We start from the raw sequence: 13,001 nt of genomic DNA, 5'->3' as shown, positions 1-13,001 counted from the left end.
CCCTAGCCGCATCACCACGAGTACAAAGCGGGGTTCTTCGCGGTAAGCCGGGACAGATTCGCCGCGACCATGTTCGCGGCGCGGCTGACCACCGGAGCAATCGACTTGAGCACCCGGTTGTCCAGAACCCGTGCGCTGACCGACGCGATGACCTCTCCGGTGAGCGAGTGCACGACCGGCGCACCAACCGTCGAAACAGCTGGTACGTAAGGGCATTCCTTGTTGATGACCAGTCCGTGGTGCTTGCGCACGTCGCGCACCAGCCGTTGCCACTCCGTGGCAGTGTAAACCGGTGGCAATTCGGTGTTCGGGAAATAGGCTGCCCACAGGCGGTCCTGCCCGACACCAAGCGGGAAGCGCAGCCCAGGGCGGACTTCTATGGCGTCGTCGGCGTCCCCGCGAAGCGTGGCCACGATCAAAGTCCGGCCCGCGTCAGGAACGCCGACGTTCACGCTCGCACCACTGATGGCCGACGCGAGCTGGCGTAACGGATGCCATGCCGCGGCCCGCAACGCCGCAGCCGGTTGCCACGCCTGCCCGACGTGGAACATCCGCGGCCCGATCCGGTACTGACCTGCCCGCTGCTCCACCGCACCGAGCGCGACGAGTTGCCGCAACAGCCGATACGCGGTGGCTTTGGGCAACCCCGCGTTCGCGGCTATCTGGGTCAGCCCCGCCTCACCGCTTCGCGTGAGTTCTTCCAACAGCGCGAACGCGCCGTCCAGTACGCCACGGCCCAATTGGACTCCCCCGCTCCGGTTCACTCAGCGGACCGAGAACTTTCCCTCAGGTTCCCGCCATCGCACGATGTGGCAACCGGCCCAACGGGCCGACAGAGGGGAGAACCAAGGTGAAACTCAGAGCATTGTTCACTGTCCTCGCGCTCACCGGAGCGCTGTTCACGGCCATCGGGGGTACGGCCTCGGCCGCTGTGTACTTCCAGATCCGGGCACAGCACAGCGACAAATGTCTCGACGTCTACAACGCGTCCGTGCTCGACAACGCTCCTGTCGTGCAGTGGACGTGCTTCGGCTCCAGCCAGGCCAACCAGTTGTGGAAGCTCGTCGACATAGGCAATGGCCTGCACTACAAGGTGGCAGCCTTGCATAGCAACAAATGTCTTACTGTTCCAGGCTCGGCGATGAACGACGGTGCCGCCGCCGTGCAGTTCACGTGTTTCAACCCCAGCCCTGCCAACCAGTTGTGGCGCATCGAGCGGATAGGCGGCGCCTACTACAACCTTGTCGCCGTGCACAGCGGCAAGTGTCTCGACATCACCGGCGGCCCGGGGTCGATGGACGACGGCGCCGCCGCCACGCAGTGGGCGTGCCTCGGTCCGAACCAGACCAACCAGCGGTTCCGGTTCGTCAGCGCTTGACCCGTCGGGGGAAGCGGTGCCGGGCTCATCTGCCCGGCACCGCTTGACGCTCAGGACAGACCGAGAATGTCGCGTGCCTCCGCACGCATCTGGACTTTCCGGACCTTTCCGGTGACAGTCATCGGGAATTCGTCGACCACGTGGACATAGCGCGGCACCTTGTAGTGCGCGAGTCTGCCCGCGCAGAACTCCTTCAACGCCTCCGCTGTCAACGGATCCGCGCCTTCGCGCATCCGCACCCACGCCATCAGTTCCTCGCCGTACCGCTCGTCGGGAACGCCGATGACTTGCGCGTCAAGGATGTCCGGGTGCGTGTAGAGGAATTCCTCGATCTCCCGGGGATAGATGTTCTCGCCGCCGCGGATCACCATGTCCTTGATCCGGCCGGTGATGCTCAGGTACCCCTCGTCGTCCATCACCGCGAGGTCGCCGGTGTGCATCCAGCGGGCCGCGTCGATCGCCTCCGCGGTCTTGTCCGGTTCTTCCCAGTAGCCCAGCATCACCGAGTACCCGCGGGTGCAGAACTCGCCAGGAGTTCCGCGCGGCACGGTCAAACCGGTCTCCGGATCGACGATCTTGACTTCGAGGTGCGGGTGCACTCTGCCCACTGTGGACACTCGGCGGTCCAGCGAGTCCTCGGCGGTGGTCTGCGTGGAGACCGGTGACGTCTCGGTCATGCCGTAGCAGATCGTCACCTCGTTCATCCCCATCCGCTCGATGACCTGCTTCATCACCTCGACCGGGCACGGCGAACCGGCCATGATCCCGGTGCGCAGGCTGGACAGGTCGTAGGAGTCGAAGTCGGCCTCGGCCAGCATCGCGATGAACATCGTCGGCACGCCGTACAAAGACGTGCACTTCTCCTCGGCCGCGGCGGCGAGTGTCTCGGCGGGCTGGAACGACGGCGCTGGGATGACCATGCACGCGCCGTGCGACGTGCACGCAAGATTTCCCATCACCATTCCGAAGCAGTGGTAGAAGGGCACCGGGATGCAGACCCGGTCCGCTTCGGTGTAGCCGCAGCCTTCGCCGACGAAGAACCCGTTGTTCAGGATGTTGTGGTGCGACAGCGTCGCGCCTTTGGGAAAGCCGGTGGTGCCGGACGTGTACTGGATGTTGATGGGATCATCCGGCGAGAGCTGGATCTCCGCCAGCGCGGCCGGATCGGCCGCCCGGCCCGCATCGACCAGCTGGGTCCACTCTGGACTGCCGAGCAGGATGACGTCGCGCAGCGCCGGGCAGTTCGGCTTCGCCTCCTCGATCATGGCCGCGTAGTCCGACGTCTTGAAGGACGCCGCGGAGATCAGCGTCCGGATTCCGGACTGGTTGAGCACATAGGACAGCTCGTGCACCCGGTACGCGGGGTTGATGTTGACCAGGATCGCGCCGATCTTCGCGGTCGCGTATTGCACGAACGTCCACTCGGCACAGTTGGGCGACCAGATCCCCACTCTGTCGCCCTTCTTGACGCCGCGCGCCAGCAGGCCGAGAGCGACCGCCGTGATCTCGTCCGACAACTCCCGATATGTCCAGCGGCGAGCTGAAGCGCGGTCAACGAGTGCGTCCCGGTCCGGGAAAGCGGCGACGGTCCGGTCGAAGTTGTCCCCAATGGTGTCCCCGAGCAAAGGCACGGTCGACGTACCCGATGCGTAGCTAGGAACCGACACGGCGAGCCTCCCAACGATGTGGTCTATCTCACCTTAGAACTGTCCGCTACCGCCCTGGCAAGATCGACGCACCGACCACCGGTTGCGGCCCGGTCGACCTGACCAGCGCGGGCGGTGCGGAACTCGGCGCGGGGACCACGATCCCGCCGCGCTTGTCGTCGTTGGCCAGAAACGCGATGACAACGCCGATTATCAGGGTGAGCACAGCGGCAACGCCGACGACGGTCCAGTTGACCGGCCAGCGACTCGGCTTGTGCCTGCGACCCAATTCAACTCCTCGCCGTTACTCCAGTCGCCATTACTATCGTCCGCCGGATGGGCGGTCAAGCCCATCGAGACGGCCGAAAGGACGTCATCCACGCAACGCTGCGATCATGTCCCCATGACCTGGAACTATCTGATGGACATGGACGGTGTGCTTGTCCACGAGGAACACCTCGTTCCCAGGGTGGACGAGTTCCTCGCTGAACTGCGTGCCAACGACATCCGGTTCCATGTGCTGACCAACAACTCTATTTTTACGCCACGCGACCTGCGCGCGCGGCTGCTTCGGACAGGTCTTGACGTTCCTGAGACATCGATCTGGACCTCAGCGCTGGCGACGGCCAGGTTCCTGGACTCGCAGCGGCCGGGCGGTTCGGCGTTCGTGATCGGCGAAGCCGGGCTGACCACGGCGTTGCACGAGATCGGATACGTGCTGACCGACCGCGACCCCGACTACGTCGTCCTCGGCGAGACCAGGACATACAGCTTCACGGCGATCACGCGCGCGATCCGCCTGGTGGAAGAAGGCGCGAAGTTCATCGCGACCAACCCGGACGCCACCGGCCCTTCGCGGGAAGGCTCACTGCCCGCGACCGGCGCCGTGGCCGCGTTGATCGAACGGGCGACCGGGTTCAAGCCGTACTTCGTGGGCAAGCCGAACCCGCTGATGATGCGGTCGGCGTTGCGCTCGCTGGGGGCGCACTCGGAGAACACACTGATGATCGGCGACCGGATGGACACGGACGTCCGCGCAGGTCTTGAGGCCGGTCTCGCCACGATCCTGGTGATGACCGGGATCTCGAACGAGCACACCGCCGAGCAGTTCCCGTACCGTCCGACCAGGGTGATCAACTCGATCGCGGACCTGATTGGGCATACCTTGAATCCGTTCGACTAGACGGGCTCGTATCGTCTCCTTTTGTGCGGGATGAGCGACGGACCTATGTGATCGGGGACGTGCACGGGCACCGCGCGGAACTCGAGGGGGCGTTGCGAGCCAACGGCCTGGTCGACGAGGACGCGAACTGGTCCGGGGGCGACACCCACCTGTGGTTTCTCGGTGACTTCGTCGACCGGGGGCCGGACGGCGTCGGCGTGATCGACCTGGTGATGCGGCTGTACGAGCAGGCCCCCGAAGCGGGCGGGGTGGTCGACAGCCTGCTCGGCAACCACGAGATCCTGCTGCTGGGCATGCACCGGTTCGGCGATACGGACGTGCCGTCCGACTTCGGGCCACGCAGCTTCGCGCGCAGCTGGGAGATCAACGGCGGCCAGGAGGAGGACCAGGAGGCGCTGACCGCCGAGCACGTGGACTGGCTGACGTCGCGGCCGGTGCTCGCGCTGGTCGACGACCACCTGCTGATGCACTCGGACACCATCGAGTACCTGCAGTGGGGCGAGACGATCGAGAAGGTCAACGACGCCGTGCGGGCCCTGCTGCAGTCCGATGACCTCGGCGAATGGTGGGAGTGCTGGCGGCGGATGACCACCAGGTACTCCTTCCGCGGACCACAGGGCACCGAGGTCGCCGAGCAGCTGTTGGACATCCTCGGCGGCAAGCAGGTCGTGCACGGCCACAGCGTCATCGCCGACCAGCTGGGGATCCTGCCCGCGCAGGTCGAAGCGCCCTACGAGTACGCGGGCGGGAAGGTGCTCGGTATCGACGGCGGGTTGTTCGTCGGCGGCCCGTGCCTGGTCGTGCCGCTGCCCTACACGCCGGAGGACTGAGCCCGCAGCTTGGCCAGCGCATGCTCGTCCGGCCACTTCAAGGTCCGGCGGCGGGGCGGCGTGGTGAGGGCTTCCTCCCACTCGGTGGTCAGTACCTCCATGACCGTCGACCACGAGACCCGGAACGCGCCACTGGACGCCGGGAACAGGATGTCGTCGGCGTACGGCAGCAAGGCGTCATGACCTTGCGGCCACGTGGTCATGCTCCGAGCAGTCCCATCAGGACCAGTGCCCACTTCGTACTCGGCGATCTCGAGGTCCTCGCCCGCCTGGCGGAACAGCTTCTCCATCCGGTTTCGCTGCTCGCGGTACTCGAACGTCTCCAATGTCCGTTCGGCCAGCCGGACTGACGCGTGCGCCATGCTTCCCTGCGCCGGTTGCCACGCGACGATGTCGCCGTCCTCGTCCGCTTTGTACGGAACCGGCGAGAGCCAGCGCGGGTGGTCGGCGAAGATCTTCAGTCCTTCGTCGAGCATCCAGAGCACCGCGGCTTCGTCCCGCTCATCGGCGATCAGCATCATGTCGCGGGACGGCACCACGGCCACCGGCTGAATGCCGACTTCCTCACCGAGTCCGGCCAGCCATCCCGGGACGACCAGCCGCGAGGATTCATAGGTGTCCTCACTGGCCACCGCGAACACGCCATTGTCCAAACGCGCCAGATGCGTGCCTTCGACCATCAGGTTCTGCGCACCGCGCTGGTAGGCCTCGTCGAAGGTGACGCCCCACTCTTCCAGGCTGTCCGAATTGACCAGGCTCATCCGGTGCTCGTGGTCGATCACGATCATCTCGACCAGGTGCCGCAGTGCCGGACGGCTCGCCACGGTGATCCCGCCGACCTGTCCTGCCTGGGCGTATGAGGCCGTACGCAGCACCGGCCGCAGCCGTGGCGCGGCCGCTTCCCAGCTTTCCGGCTCGTCCGGCTGCGCGAACATCGCCGCGACGAACTGGCGGACCGCTTCTTTTCGCTCGGCCGGCGAGAGGTGCTTCACCTCGGCGAACAGATTGCCCAAAAAGATCGAATGCGCACCGGTCTCCCCCACCCTGCGCACGTCGATGCCGAATCCGTCGGTCCTGGTGATCTTCGCGATCCCCGGCAACCGGTTGATGGTGGCCACGAAATCGTCGGTGAACTGTTCCTCAGGTGTCCGCCCCCGGCCGAACCCCCGCTTGATGCGCCCCAGGAAACCCATATCCACAAGGTATCCGACATGGACTAAGGCGTTTCCACCATCACGGTCGTCGCCTTCACCACAGCCACCGCCAACGAGCCGGGTTCAAGACCAAGTTCCCGCACGGCCTCGGCGGACATCAGTGACACGACCCGATGCGGCCCGCACTGCATTTCCACCTGTGCCATCACTTTGTCGATCACAATGGACGTGACCAGGCCGACAAACCGGTTGCGGGCCGACCGGCCGATACCGGACGGATCGGGCACTTCGTTCGCATGGGACCGGGCGAATTCAGCCAGTTCGGCCCCGTCGACCACTTTCCGCCCGGACGCGTCGAGGCTCGAGGACAGTTCGCCCGCGTCGACCCAGCGGCGGATGGTGTCGTCGCTCACACCGAGCAGTTTGGCCGCCTCGGCGAAGCGGAACCGGGGCATCAGCGGTTCTCCAGCTCAGCGAACGCGTCCTTGCGGAACCGGTCGACCAACTCGCGCTGGAACCGTTCGATGATCGCGCGCTCCGGCGGGGAGAACTTGGTCAGCACGTCCTCGAGGCCGGTGGCCAGGTGCGTGAACAGGTGGTCGTACTTGTGCTCGTCGACCTTCGTGACCTCGACGAGGACTTTGCGGCGGTCGTGCGGGTCACGGACGCGCCGGACGAACCCGTGTTTCTCCAGCCGGTCGATCACGCCGGTCACCGCGCCGGTCGACAGGCCGGACATCTTGGCGATCTGGCCGGCGGTCAGCGGCTCGTCCACCCGCATCGCGATGTCCAGGCACTTGTAGTCGGTCGCCGACACACCCATCTGCTCGGCGATCCGGGAGTGGAACAGCACGGTCAGGCCGCTCATCTCCCGGCCCATGTCGCCGAACCGCGCCAGCTCGTCCGGGGGCACCGGGTACGTGCCGCGCTCGGCCGAGGTTGACATGGCACACCACTCCTCTTAGCCTCCAGTTATCTTAGTAACTAAGAGGCTTAGTCGCTGACAAGCTTTGTTCTAAAGACATAATAACCGGAGGAATCCGTCATGAGCACCACGACACTGCCCACATCAGCCGCTGACCAGGCGTTCACCGCACACCCGCGGCGATGGGCGGCACTCACCGTGCTGATGATCGCCGGGTTCATGGACTTGCTCGACACCACCATCGTCAACGTCGCCTTACCCGCGATCAGCCACGACCTGAGCGCCGGGAACGCCGCCGTGCAATGGGTCGCGGCCGGGTACACGCTCGCCTTCGCCGTCGGGTTGATCACCGGCGGAAGACTGGGCGACTTGTTCGGCCGGAAACGGATGTTCCTGCTCGGCATGGCCGGGTTCACGGCGTTCTCCCTGCTCTGCGGCCTTGCATGGACTCCCGAGGTGCTGATCGGTGCCCGTGTGCTGCAAGGACTTTCCGCTGCCGTGATGATCCCGCAGGTGCTCAGCACGATGTACGCCACCTTCCCGCCGTCCGAGCGGGCCGCCGCGGGCGGGTTGTTCGGCGGTATCGCCGGGTTCGCCTCGGTCGTCGGACCGCTCGCGTCCGGGCTGCTGGTCGAGCACGACCTGTTCGGCCTGGGCTGGCGGGCGATCTTCCTGGTCAACGTGCCGGTCGGGGTGATCACGATGGTGGTCGCAGCCCTGATCGTGCCGGAGACCAAGTCGGACCACGCGATCAAGCCGGACCTGCGCGGCATGCTGCTCGTCTCGGCCGCGTTGACGCTGATCCTGGTGCCGCTGGTGCAGGGCCGCGAGCTGGGCTGGCCACTGTGGACGTTCCTGTCGATGGCCGCGTCGGTGCCGGTCTTCGCACTGTTCATATACAGCTCCCGTCGGCGCGGCGGTTCGGCGCTCGTGCCGATGCGGTTGTTCTCCTCGCGCGGATTCAGTGCGGGCTCGGCGATCGCGGCGCTCTTCTTCGCCGCACTCGCCGGGTTCTTCCTTCCTTATACGTTGACGCTGCAACTCGGCCTCGGCTTCACGCCGATCCAGGCCGGGCTGACCTCGTTGCCGTTCTCGATCGGCGTGGCGTTGTCGGTGGTCCCGAGCAATGCGCTGGTCACACGGTTCGGCCGGTACGTGACGACGGTCGGCGCTCTGGTCATGGCCGGCTCGATGGTGATGATGCTGACCACTGTGGACAGCGGGGTCGGGTTCTGGGACCTGGCGCCGTGGCTGCTGATCGGCGGGCTCGGAATGGGTGGTGTGGTCGGGCCGATCTTCGCGATGGCCGGTGCCGAGATCGCAGCGCGGGACGCGGGCGCCGCGTCCGGCACGCTCAACGCGGCCGACCAGCTCGGCGGCGCGGTCGGGATCGCGGTGCTCGGTGTGCTGTTCTTCGACGGGATCGGCCACGCGCCGGACGTCACTGCTTATACGTCGAGTTTCAGCGGTACGACGTGGTACGTGGTCGGCACGCTGGTCGTGGTCGCACTGCTGAGCCTGCTGCTGCCCCGCAAGATCACCGCCGAGCGGCTCAGCCAGGCGCACTGAACAGGCCGGACATCATGATCCCGAGGTTCGCCTCGACCTGCCCGCGGGCCTGAGCCGGGTCGTCCGCGTGCGCGATCACCATCACGGCCTCGACCAGCAGGCTGAACACGAACCGGGCAAGCACCTCGGAAGGCTCGTGCGCCAGCACGCCTGCCGAGGCTGCTTGCACCATCAGGTCGTTGATCAGCTTCAGGCCGTACTCGGACTCGATCGCCCGCCAGGTCTCCCAGCCGAGCACGGTCGGCGCGTCCTGCAGGACGATCCGCAGCACCTCCGGCCGCTGGCAGGCGTCGAGAAAGGCAGGCAAGGCGATCGCCATCCGGGCCGGGACGTCCGCCGCCTTGTCCATCGCGGCGGCGATCTCGTCGCTCAGCTCGGCTTCGATCTGCTCGAACACCGCACGGAACAGGCCTTGCTTGTCCTTGAAGTGATGGTGCAACGCACCACGTGTGAGCCCAGCGGCCGCGACGATCTCGTCGGCGGAGACGCCTGCGTAGCCCCGCTCGCCGAACATCGGACGCGCTGCCTTGATCAACGCGTTCTTCGTCGCCTTCGAACGGTCCTGCTGGGTGCGCGGCATACGCCTTAGTTTGCCTTGATGAACCCGATGATCTGCTCGGCCAGCTCGGCGGGTTGGTCTTCCGGGACGAACGTGTAGCTGTCGTCGATTTCCACGACGGTCGCCTTCGGCAGGATCTCGCCAAGCCGGTACGCGAGCTTGACCGGGAACACCTTGTCCTCGCGGGCCCAGGCGAGCAGCACCGGCTTGGTGAAGTCCCGCAGCTGCTCGGCCGCGGCGATGGTGTGTCGGTTGTGGACGTTCCGGAGGAACCTCGTCAGGTCGTCCCTGACAGCTTTGCTACGGCGGCTCGGCGCGAGGTAGGAGTCGACGATTTCGTTGGGAATACGACGTTTCGCGATGAAGCCGAAGGCGGCTGGGGACCGTTGGACCCATCGCGAGCGCAGTGCGGCCACGAGCACCGAGGCGAAGCCGGGAACGCGGGCGAGCTTCGGCAGCGGTGCGAACAGCGGCGGGAAGAAGTACTCGAAGCAGTCCGACGGGGTGAGCACGACCCGGCCGATGCGGTCCGGGTTCCTTGTCAGGACAAGCTGAACGAGCGCACCGCCGGTGTCGTTCGCGACGATCGTGACGTCCCGCAGGTCCAAAGTGTCCAGAAACTCGGCGATCAGATCGGCGACGCCCGGCGGGCTCATGTCGGCGTCCGGCACCGGTGTGGTGTGCCCGCCGAGCGGCCAATCCGGTGCTATGCAACGGTTTCCGGCGTCCGCGACGACCGGCGCGACGTGGCGCCACAGCCCCGAGTTGACCAGCAGGCCGTGCACGAACACGACCGGCGGCCCATCTCCCCACTCTGTGTAGTCAATCGTCGCCCGGCGCAACCGGGCGGATTTCCGTGTCGGCATGCCGTCGATAAAAACATACATACCGTATGTATGTCTACGCGAGACTAGAATCACCGAGGTGAGTGACAAGGTCACAGTCCAGGTCCGGTACTTCGCAGGCGCGCGCGCCGCGGCCGGCATCCAGGAGGAGCTGATAGCCCTCCCAGCAGGCGCGACAGTGGCCGACGCGGCCAGCACCATCTCCGCACAGCACGGCGAGAAGCTCGCCGGCGTACTGACCGCGTGCAGCTTCCTGCTCGACGGCGTCGCGGTCCGGTCGCCGGGCACGCGACTGTCCGACGGAGTTCAGCTGGACGTCCTCCCGCCGTTTGCCGGCGGCTGAATGGGCGTGCACGAACGGCCCAACCGGGTCGCGACACGCATGACGCAGGTCTCACTTAGAGTGAAAAATCTCGGCCAGGAAACGAACCGATAACGGCGTCCCTACCTGCGGATATACCTCATATCGCAGGGGGTTGCGTGACGTTACTGTGACCTAGGTCACGCCCACATAAATTTCCGATCTCGGTTCTGGTTACGTACGGTCGCTCTCGGGTTGGACCCGACCAACCCGGCAAGACCTGAGAGCCCGCAGCGCCGAACCCCGTCCGGTGGGCTCCCAGGACCCGAGCCCCGAGTGAGAGACAACTTCCGGACGGGGGCAGGAGGGCGAACCCCGAGTGACCCCTCCCAGCACGCAGCAGGCGCTGGAGGTGAGAGCGAAATGACTAACCCCGGCAAGCACCGCAGGCCGACCTTCGCTACCCGCACCATCGCTCGCGTCGCCATCGCTGGCCTCGCGGTCGGCGCGCCCCTGGCGATCGCAGCGGCACCGGCGCAGGCTGAAGGCAGCGTCAACTGGGACGCCATCGCGCAGTGCGAGAGCGGCGGTAACTGGTCGATCAACACCGGTAACGGCTACTCCGGCGGTCTGCAGTTCCACCCGCGCACCTGGACCGCCAACGGCGGCAAGGGCAGCGCGCACAACGCGTCCCGCGAGGAGCAGATCCGCGTCGCGGAGAACGTGCTGAAGTCGCAGGGCATCGGCGCATGGCCGGTGTGCGGCAAGAAGTCCGGCGCCTCCGGTGCCGCCAAGAAGCCCGCCACCACCAAGAAGGCGACCAAGCCGGTGAAGAAGGCCACCCCGAAGCCTTCGAAGCCCGCCGTGGCGGCTCCGGTCGCGCAGAACAACGTCGGTGACTACACCGTCGTCGTCGGCGACACGCTGTCCGGCATCGCCACGAAGCTGAACGTCCAGGGCGGCTGGCAGAAGCTGGCCGAGCTGAACAAGAGCAGCGTCAGCAACCCGAACCTGATCTTCCCGGGTCAGAAGATCGTCACCAAGTAAGTGATGATCACGGGCGGCTGAGGCCCGAAGCCCGGAATCCGGTGACACGACCGGATTCCGGGCTTCAGCCACATTCACGGCTCAGCTCGGATCCCGCCGCCGTGGTGAACGCTGCTTGCCATCCGGTGGCATGCGGAACCACGACCAGTACACCAAGCCCAGCCCGACAATCGCGAAACCGGCCGCGCCCACCAGGAACTCCGGCTCCGATATCGGTTCCTCGGCCAGCCGGGCGTTGCGGACCTCGCCCGAGCTCCGCACGTCGTAGCGGATCCTGACCGCGTCGCCCACGGCTCGGAGGGTCTTCCACTCGCGGACGACAAACGTGGTCCTGGTGGCGGTCGGTGTCTCGAACTCGACGCGCAGGTCGATGCCCTTCCTGCGCTTCTCGCGCGAGATGACCGTCGCGTCGGCCTCACTCCATGTGGACTGGTCGTAGGAGAACCAGAGGCTCACCCCGCCGAAGACAAGAGCGAACCCTAGGAAGAAGATCGAGAACCCGCGGGCGAACGCGCGGGACTGCCTTGGCTTCTTGGGTTTCTCGCCCAGAAAGTCGTCTGTGACACCTGACACCGGTACGCCCCCAGTCTTCCGGCTGCTGAACATGACGTGATCGCAGCCGGGACATCAGGCGTTACGGGCAGTTGACCCATTCATCGGTGCCGTCAGTGAAGGTCTGGTGCTTCCAGATCGGCAGCTGCCGCTTCACCTCGTCGACCAAGTCCGAGCACGCCGCGAACGCTTCGGCGCGGTGCTCTGCCGAGACCGCGCAGGCCAGGGCCACGTCGCCGATCTGCAAGTCACCGATCCGGTGGCTGACCGCGATGCCACGCAAGCCCGGCCGAGACCCGGCGATCTCACCGGCCACGCGCTCGATGACCTCGGCCGCACTGGGGTGGCCGCTGTAGGACAGCTCACGGACGCTCTTGTTCCGGTCGTGGTCACGGACCACGCCGCCGAAGGTCACCACGGCTCCGGCTGCCCGGTCGGCGACAACCTCAGCGTGCTCCTCGACCGACAGGGGCTCATCGGTCACGACCGCCCGGATGACCCGGGCGGGCACGATCTGGCCCTGCTGGCGCTCGTGGTCGCCGCCGCTCAGCTGGTCCACCGCGTGGTCGAGCACTCCTTCGAGCACCCCAAGGCCGTCGCGCACGCCGCCGGTCGACCCGGGCAAGTTGATGACCAGCGTCTTTCCGGCCACTCCGGCGAGTCCACGGGACAAGGCCGCGGTGGGGACCTCGGGCTGGCCCGCCGCGCGCACGGCGTCGGCCAGGCCCGGGATCTCGTAGTCCAGCACTGAGGACGTGGCCTCGGGCGTGCGGTCCGTCGGTGTGATGCCGGTACCGCCCGTCGTGATGACGACATGCACCCCGGATGCGACGGCCTCACGAAGCGCCGCGGCGACTGGTGCGCCGTCGGGGACAACGACGGGCGCGGGTACGTCATAGCCGCGAACTCGCAGCCAATCGACGATGATCGGGCCGGTGCGGTCTTCGTAGACGCCCGCTGCCGCCCTGTTCGATGCCGTGATTACCCGCGCCGTGCTCGTCATTGCCAACAA

The 13,001-nt window shown here is 66.3% G+C and carries 16 protein-coding genes; 6 read left to right on the top strand and 10 right to left on the bottom strand.

All coding sequences use genetic code 11. The annotated features are described in order from the left end of the window. Nucleotides 1-11: 11 nt before the first annotated feature. Nucleotides 12-740 (bottom strand): IclR family transcriptional regulator, encoded by a 729-nt coding sequence (locus tag B9C43_RS51030; RefSeq protein ID WP_235039320.1) that lies wholly within the window; start codon nucleotides 738-740, stop codon nucleotides 12-14. Nucleotides 741-850: 110 nt separating this feature from the next. Here B9C43_RS51030 and B9C43_RS51025 point away from each other — a divergent pair, with 110 nt between their 5' ends. Next, nucleotides 851-1,378, top strand: coding sequence for an RICIN domain-containing protein (locus tag B9C43_RS51025; protein WP_160097325.1), 528 nt, complete (start codon nucleotides 851-853; stop codon nucleotides 1,376-1,378). Nucleotides 1,379-1,428: 50 nt separating this feature from the next. Here B9C43_RS51025 and B9C43_RS51020 read toward each other — a convergent pair whose 3' ends face one another. Next, a complete protein-coding gene (locus tag B9C43_RS51020; protein WP_200826082.1) occupies nucleotides 1,429-3,045 on the bottom strand; it encodes an AMP-binding protein in 1,617 nt (538 codons plus the stop codon). A gap of 46 nt (nucleotides 3,046-3,091) precedes the next feature. Next, on the bottom strand, nucleotides 3,092-3,313 hold the full coding sequence (locus tag B9C43_RS51015) for a hypothetical protein (RefSeq protein ID WP_033390362.1): 222 nt from the start codon (nucleotides 3,311-3,313) through the stop codon (nucleotides 3,092-3,094). Between the two features lie 114 nt (nucleotides 3,314-3,427). On the opposite strand from B9C43_RS51015, the gene B9C43_RS51010 reads away from it, so the two are divergent. Next, nucleotides 3,428-4,207 (top strand): HAD-IIA family hydrolase, encoded by a 780-nt coding sequence (locus B9C43_RS51010; protein ID WP_033390363.1) that lies wholly within the window; start codon nucleotides 3,428-3,430, stop codon nucleotides 4,205-4,207. 23 nt (nucleotides 4,208-4,230) lie between these two features. After that, on the top strand, nucleotides 4,231-5,037 hold the full coding sequence (locus B9C43_RS51005; RefSeq protein WP_084434486.1) for a metallophosphoesterase family protein: 807 nt from the start codon (nucleotides 4,231-4,233) through the stop codon (nucleotides 5,035-5,037). Here B9C43_RS51005 and B9C43_RS51000 read toward each other — a convergent pair. From B9C43_RS51000 to B9C43_RS50990, 3 genes are read right to left on the bottom strand one after another with little or no spacing between them, the layout of a single operon-like run. Beyond that, a complete protein-coding gene (locus tag B9C43_RS51000; protein ID WP_033390365.1) occupies nucleotides 5,019-6,230 on the bottom strand; it encodes a DUF1444 family protein in 1,212 nt (403 codons plus the stop codon). The two genes, B9C43_RS51005 and B9C43_RS51000, sit on opposite strands and share 19 nt — an antisense overlap. Before the next feature lie 23 nt (nucleotides 6,231-6,253). Next, nucleotides 6,254-6,646: a TOBE domain-containing protein gene (locus B9C43_RS50995; RefSeq protein ID WP_033390366.1), complete on the bottom strand. Its 393-nt coding sequence runs from the start codon at nucleotides 6,644-6,646 to the stop codon at nucleotides 6,254-6,256. Next, complete coding sequence (locus B9C43_RS50990; RefSeq protein ID WP_084434485.1) at nucleotides 6,646-7,137, bottom strand: MarR family winged helix-turn-helix transcriptional regulator; 492 nt, start codon at nucleotides 7,135-7,137, stop codon at nucleotides 6,646-6,648. Before B9C43_RS50990 ends, B9C43_RS50995 begins: the two co-directional genes overlap by 1 nt. Before the next feature lie 99 nt (nucleotides 7,138-7,236). Here B9C43_RS50990 and B9C43_RS50985 point away from each other — a divergent pair, with 99 nt between their 5' ends. Then, a complete protein-coding gene (locus tag B9C43_RS50985) occupies nucleotides 7,237-8,685 on the top strand; it encodes a DHA2 family efflux MFS transporter permease subunit (protein ID WP_084434484.1) in 1,449 nt (482 codons plus the stop codon). Here the strand turns inward: B9C43_RS50985 and B9C43_RS50980 are convergent. Both B9C43_RS50980 and B9C43_RS50975 read right to left on the bottom strand, forming a co-directional pair. Next, nucleotides 8,669-9,265, bottom strand: a complete 597-nt coding sequence (locus B9C43_RS50980) for a TetR/AcrR family transcriptional regulator (protein ID WP_084434483.1) — start codon at nucleotides 9,263-9,265, stop codon at nucleotides 8,669-8,671. The two genes, B9C43_RS50985 and B9C43_RS50980, sit on opposite strands and share 17 nt — an antisense overlap. 5 nt (nucleotides 9,266-9,270) lie before the next feature. After that, nucleotides 9,271-10,110, bottom strand: a complete 840-nt coding sequence (locus tag B9C43_RS50975; RefSeq protein WP_084434482.1) for an alpha/beta fold hydrolase — start codon at nucleotides 10,108-10,110, stop codon at nucleotides 9,271-9,273. Between the two features lie 49 nt (nucleotides 10,111-10,159). Here B9C43_RS50975 and B9C43_RS50970 point away from each other — a divergent pair, with 49 nt between their 5' ends. Next, the gene (locus B9C43_RS50970; protein WP_235039326.1) at nucleotides 10,160-10,432 is read left to right on the top strand and encodes a MoaD/ThiS family protein; all 273 of its coding nucleotides are present in this window, start codon (nucleotides 10,160-10,162) and stop codon (nucleotides 10,430-10,432) included. A 381-nt stretch (nucleotides 10,433-10,813) separates the two neighbouring features. Beyond that, nucleotides 10,814-11,437 carry a transglycosylase family protein gene (locus B9C43_RS50965; protein ID WP_084434480.1) on the top strand — a complete coding sequence of 208 codons (624 nt, stop codon included), beginning with the start codon at nucleotides 10,814-10,816 and terminating at the stop codon, nucleotides 11,435-11,437. Nucleotides 11,438-11,518: 81 nt separating this feature from the next. On the opposite strand, the gene B9C43_RS50960 is transcribed toward B9C43_RS50965, so the two are convergent. Both B9C43_RS50960 and B9C43_RS50955 read right to left on the bottom strand, forming a co-directional pair. After that, the gene (locus tag B9C43_RS50960; protein ID WP_084434479.1) at nucleotides 11,519-12,043 is read right to left on the bottom strand and encodes a DUF3592 domain-containing protein; all 525 of its coding nucleotides are present in this window, start codon (nucleotides 12,041-12,043) and stop codon (nucleotides 11,519-11,521) included. 28 nt (nucleotides 12,044-12,071) lie between these two features. Further along, nucleotides 12,072-12,992, bottom strand: a complete 921-nt coding sequence (locus B9C43_RS50955; protein ID WP_084434478.1) for a molybdenum cofactor biosynthesis protein MoaE — start codon at nucleotides 12,990-12,992, stop codon at nucleotides 12,072-12,074. Nucleotides 12,993-13,001: the final 9 nt, after the last annotated feature.

This window comes from Kibdelosporangium aridum, assembly GCF_900176515.1.
GTDB lineage: Bacteria > Actinomycetota > Actinomycetes > Mycobacteriales > Pseudonocardiaceae > Kibdelosporangium > Kibdelosporangium aridum.
Note: the sequence above shows the minus strand (reverse complement) of the source record. Positions and strands in the feature narration are given on the sequence as shown.

Bases quoted from the DNA above. Each gene is read 5' to 3' on its own strand.
- B9C43_RS51000 (WP_033390365.1), bottom strand. From the start codon at position 6,230: ATGGGTTTCCTGGGGCGCATCAAGCGGGGGTTCGGCCGGGGGCGGACA.
- B9C43_RS50985 (WP_084434484.1), top strand. From the start codon at position 7,237: ATGAGCACCACGACACTGCCCACATCAGCCGCTGACCAGGCGTTCACC.
- B9C43_RS50995 (WP_033390366.1), bottom strand. From the start codon at position 6,646: ATGCCCCGGTTCCGCTTCGCCGAGGCGGCCAAACTGCTCGGTGTGAGC.
- B9C43_RS50955 (WP_084434478.1), bottom strand. From the start codon at position 12,992: ATGACGAGCACGGCGCGGGTAATCACGGCATCGAACAGGGCGGCAGCG.
- B9C43_RS50980 (WP_084434483.1), bottom strand. From the start codon at position 9,265: ATGCCGCGCACCCAGCAGGACCGTTCGAAGGCGACGAAGAACGCGTTG.
- B9C43_RS50975 (WP_084434482.1), bottom strand. From the start codon at position 10,110: ATGCCGACACGGAAATCCGCCCGGTTGCGCCGGGCGACGATTGACTAC.
- B9C43_RS51010 (WP_033390363.1), top strand. From the start codon at position 3,428: ATGACCTGGAACTATCTGATGGACATGGACGGTGTGCTTGTCCACGAG.
- B9C43_RS50965 (WP_084434480.1), top strand. From the start codon at position 10,814: ATGACTAACCCCGGCAAGCACCGCAGGCCGACCTTCGCTACCCGCACC.
- B9C43_RS50960 (WP_084434479.1), bottom strand. From the start codon at position 12,043: ATGTTCAGCAGCCGGAAGACTGGGGGCGTACCGGTGTCAGGTGTCACA.
- B9C43_RS50990 (WP_084434485.1), bottom strand. From the start codon at position 7,137: ATGTCAACCTCGGCCGAGCGCGGCACGTACCCGGTGCCCCCGGACGAG.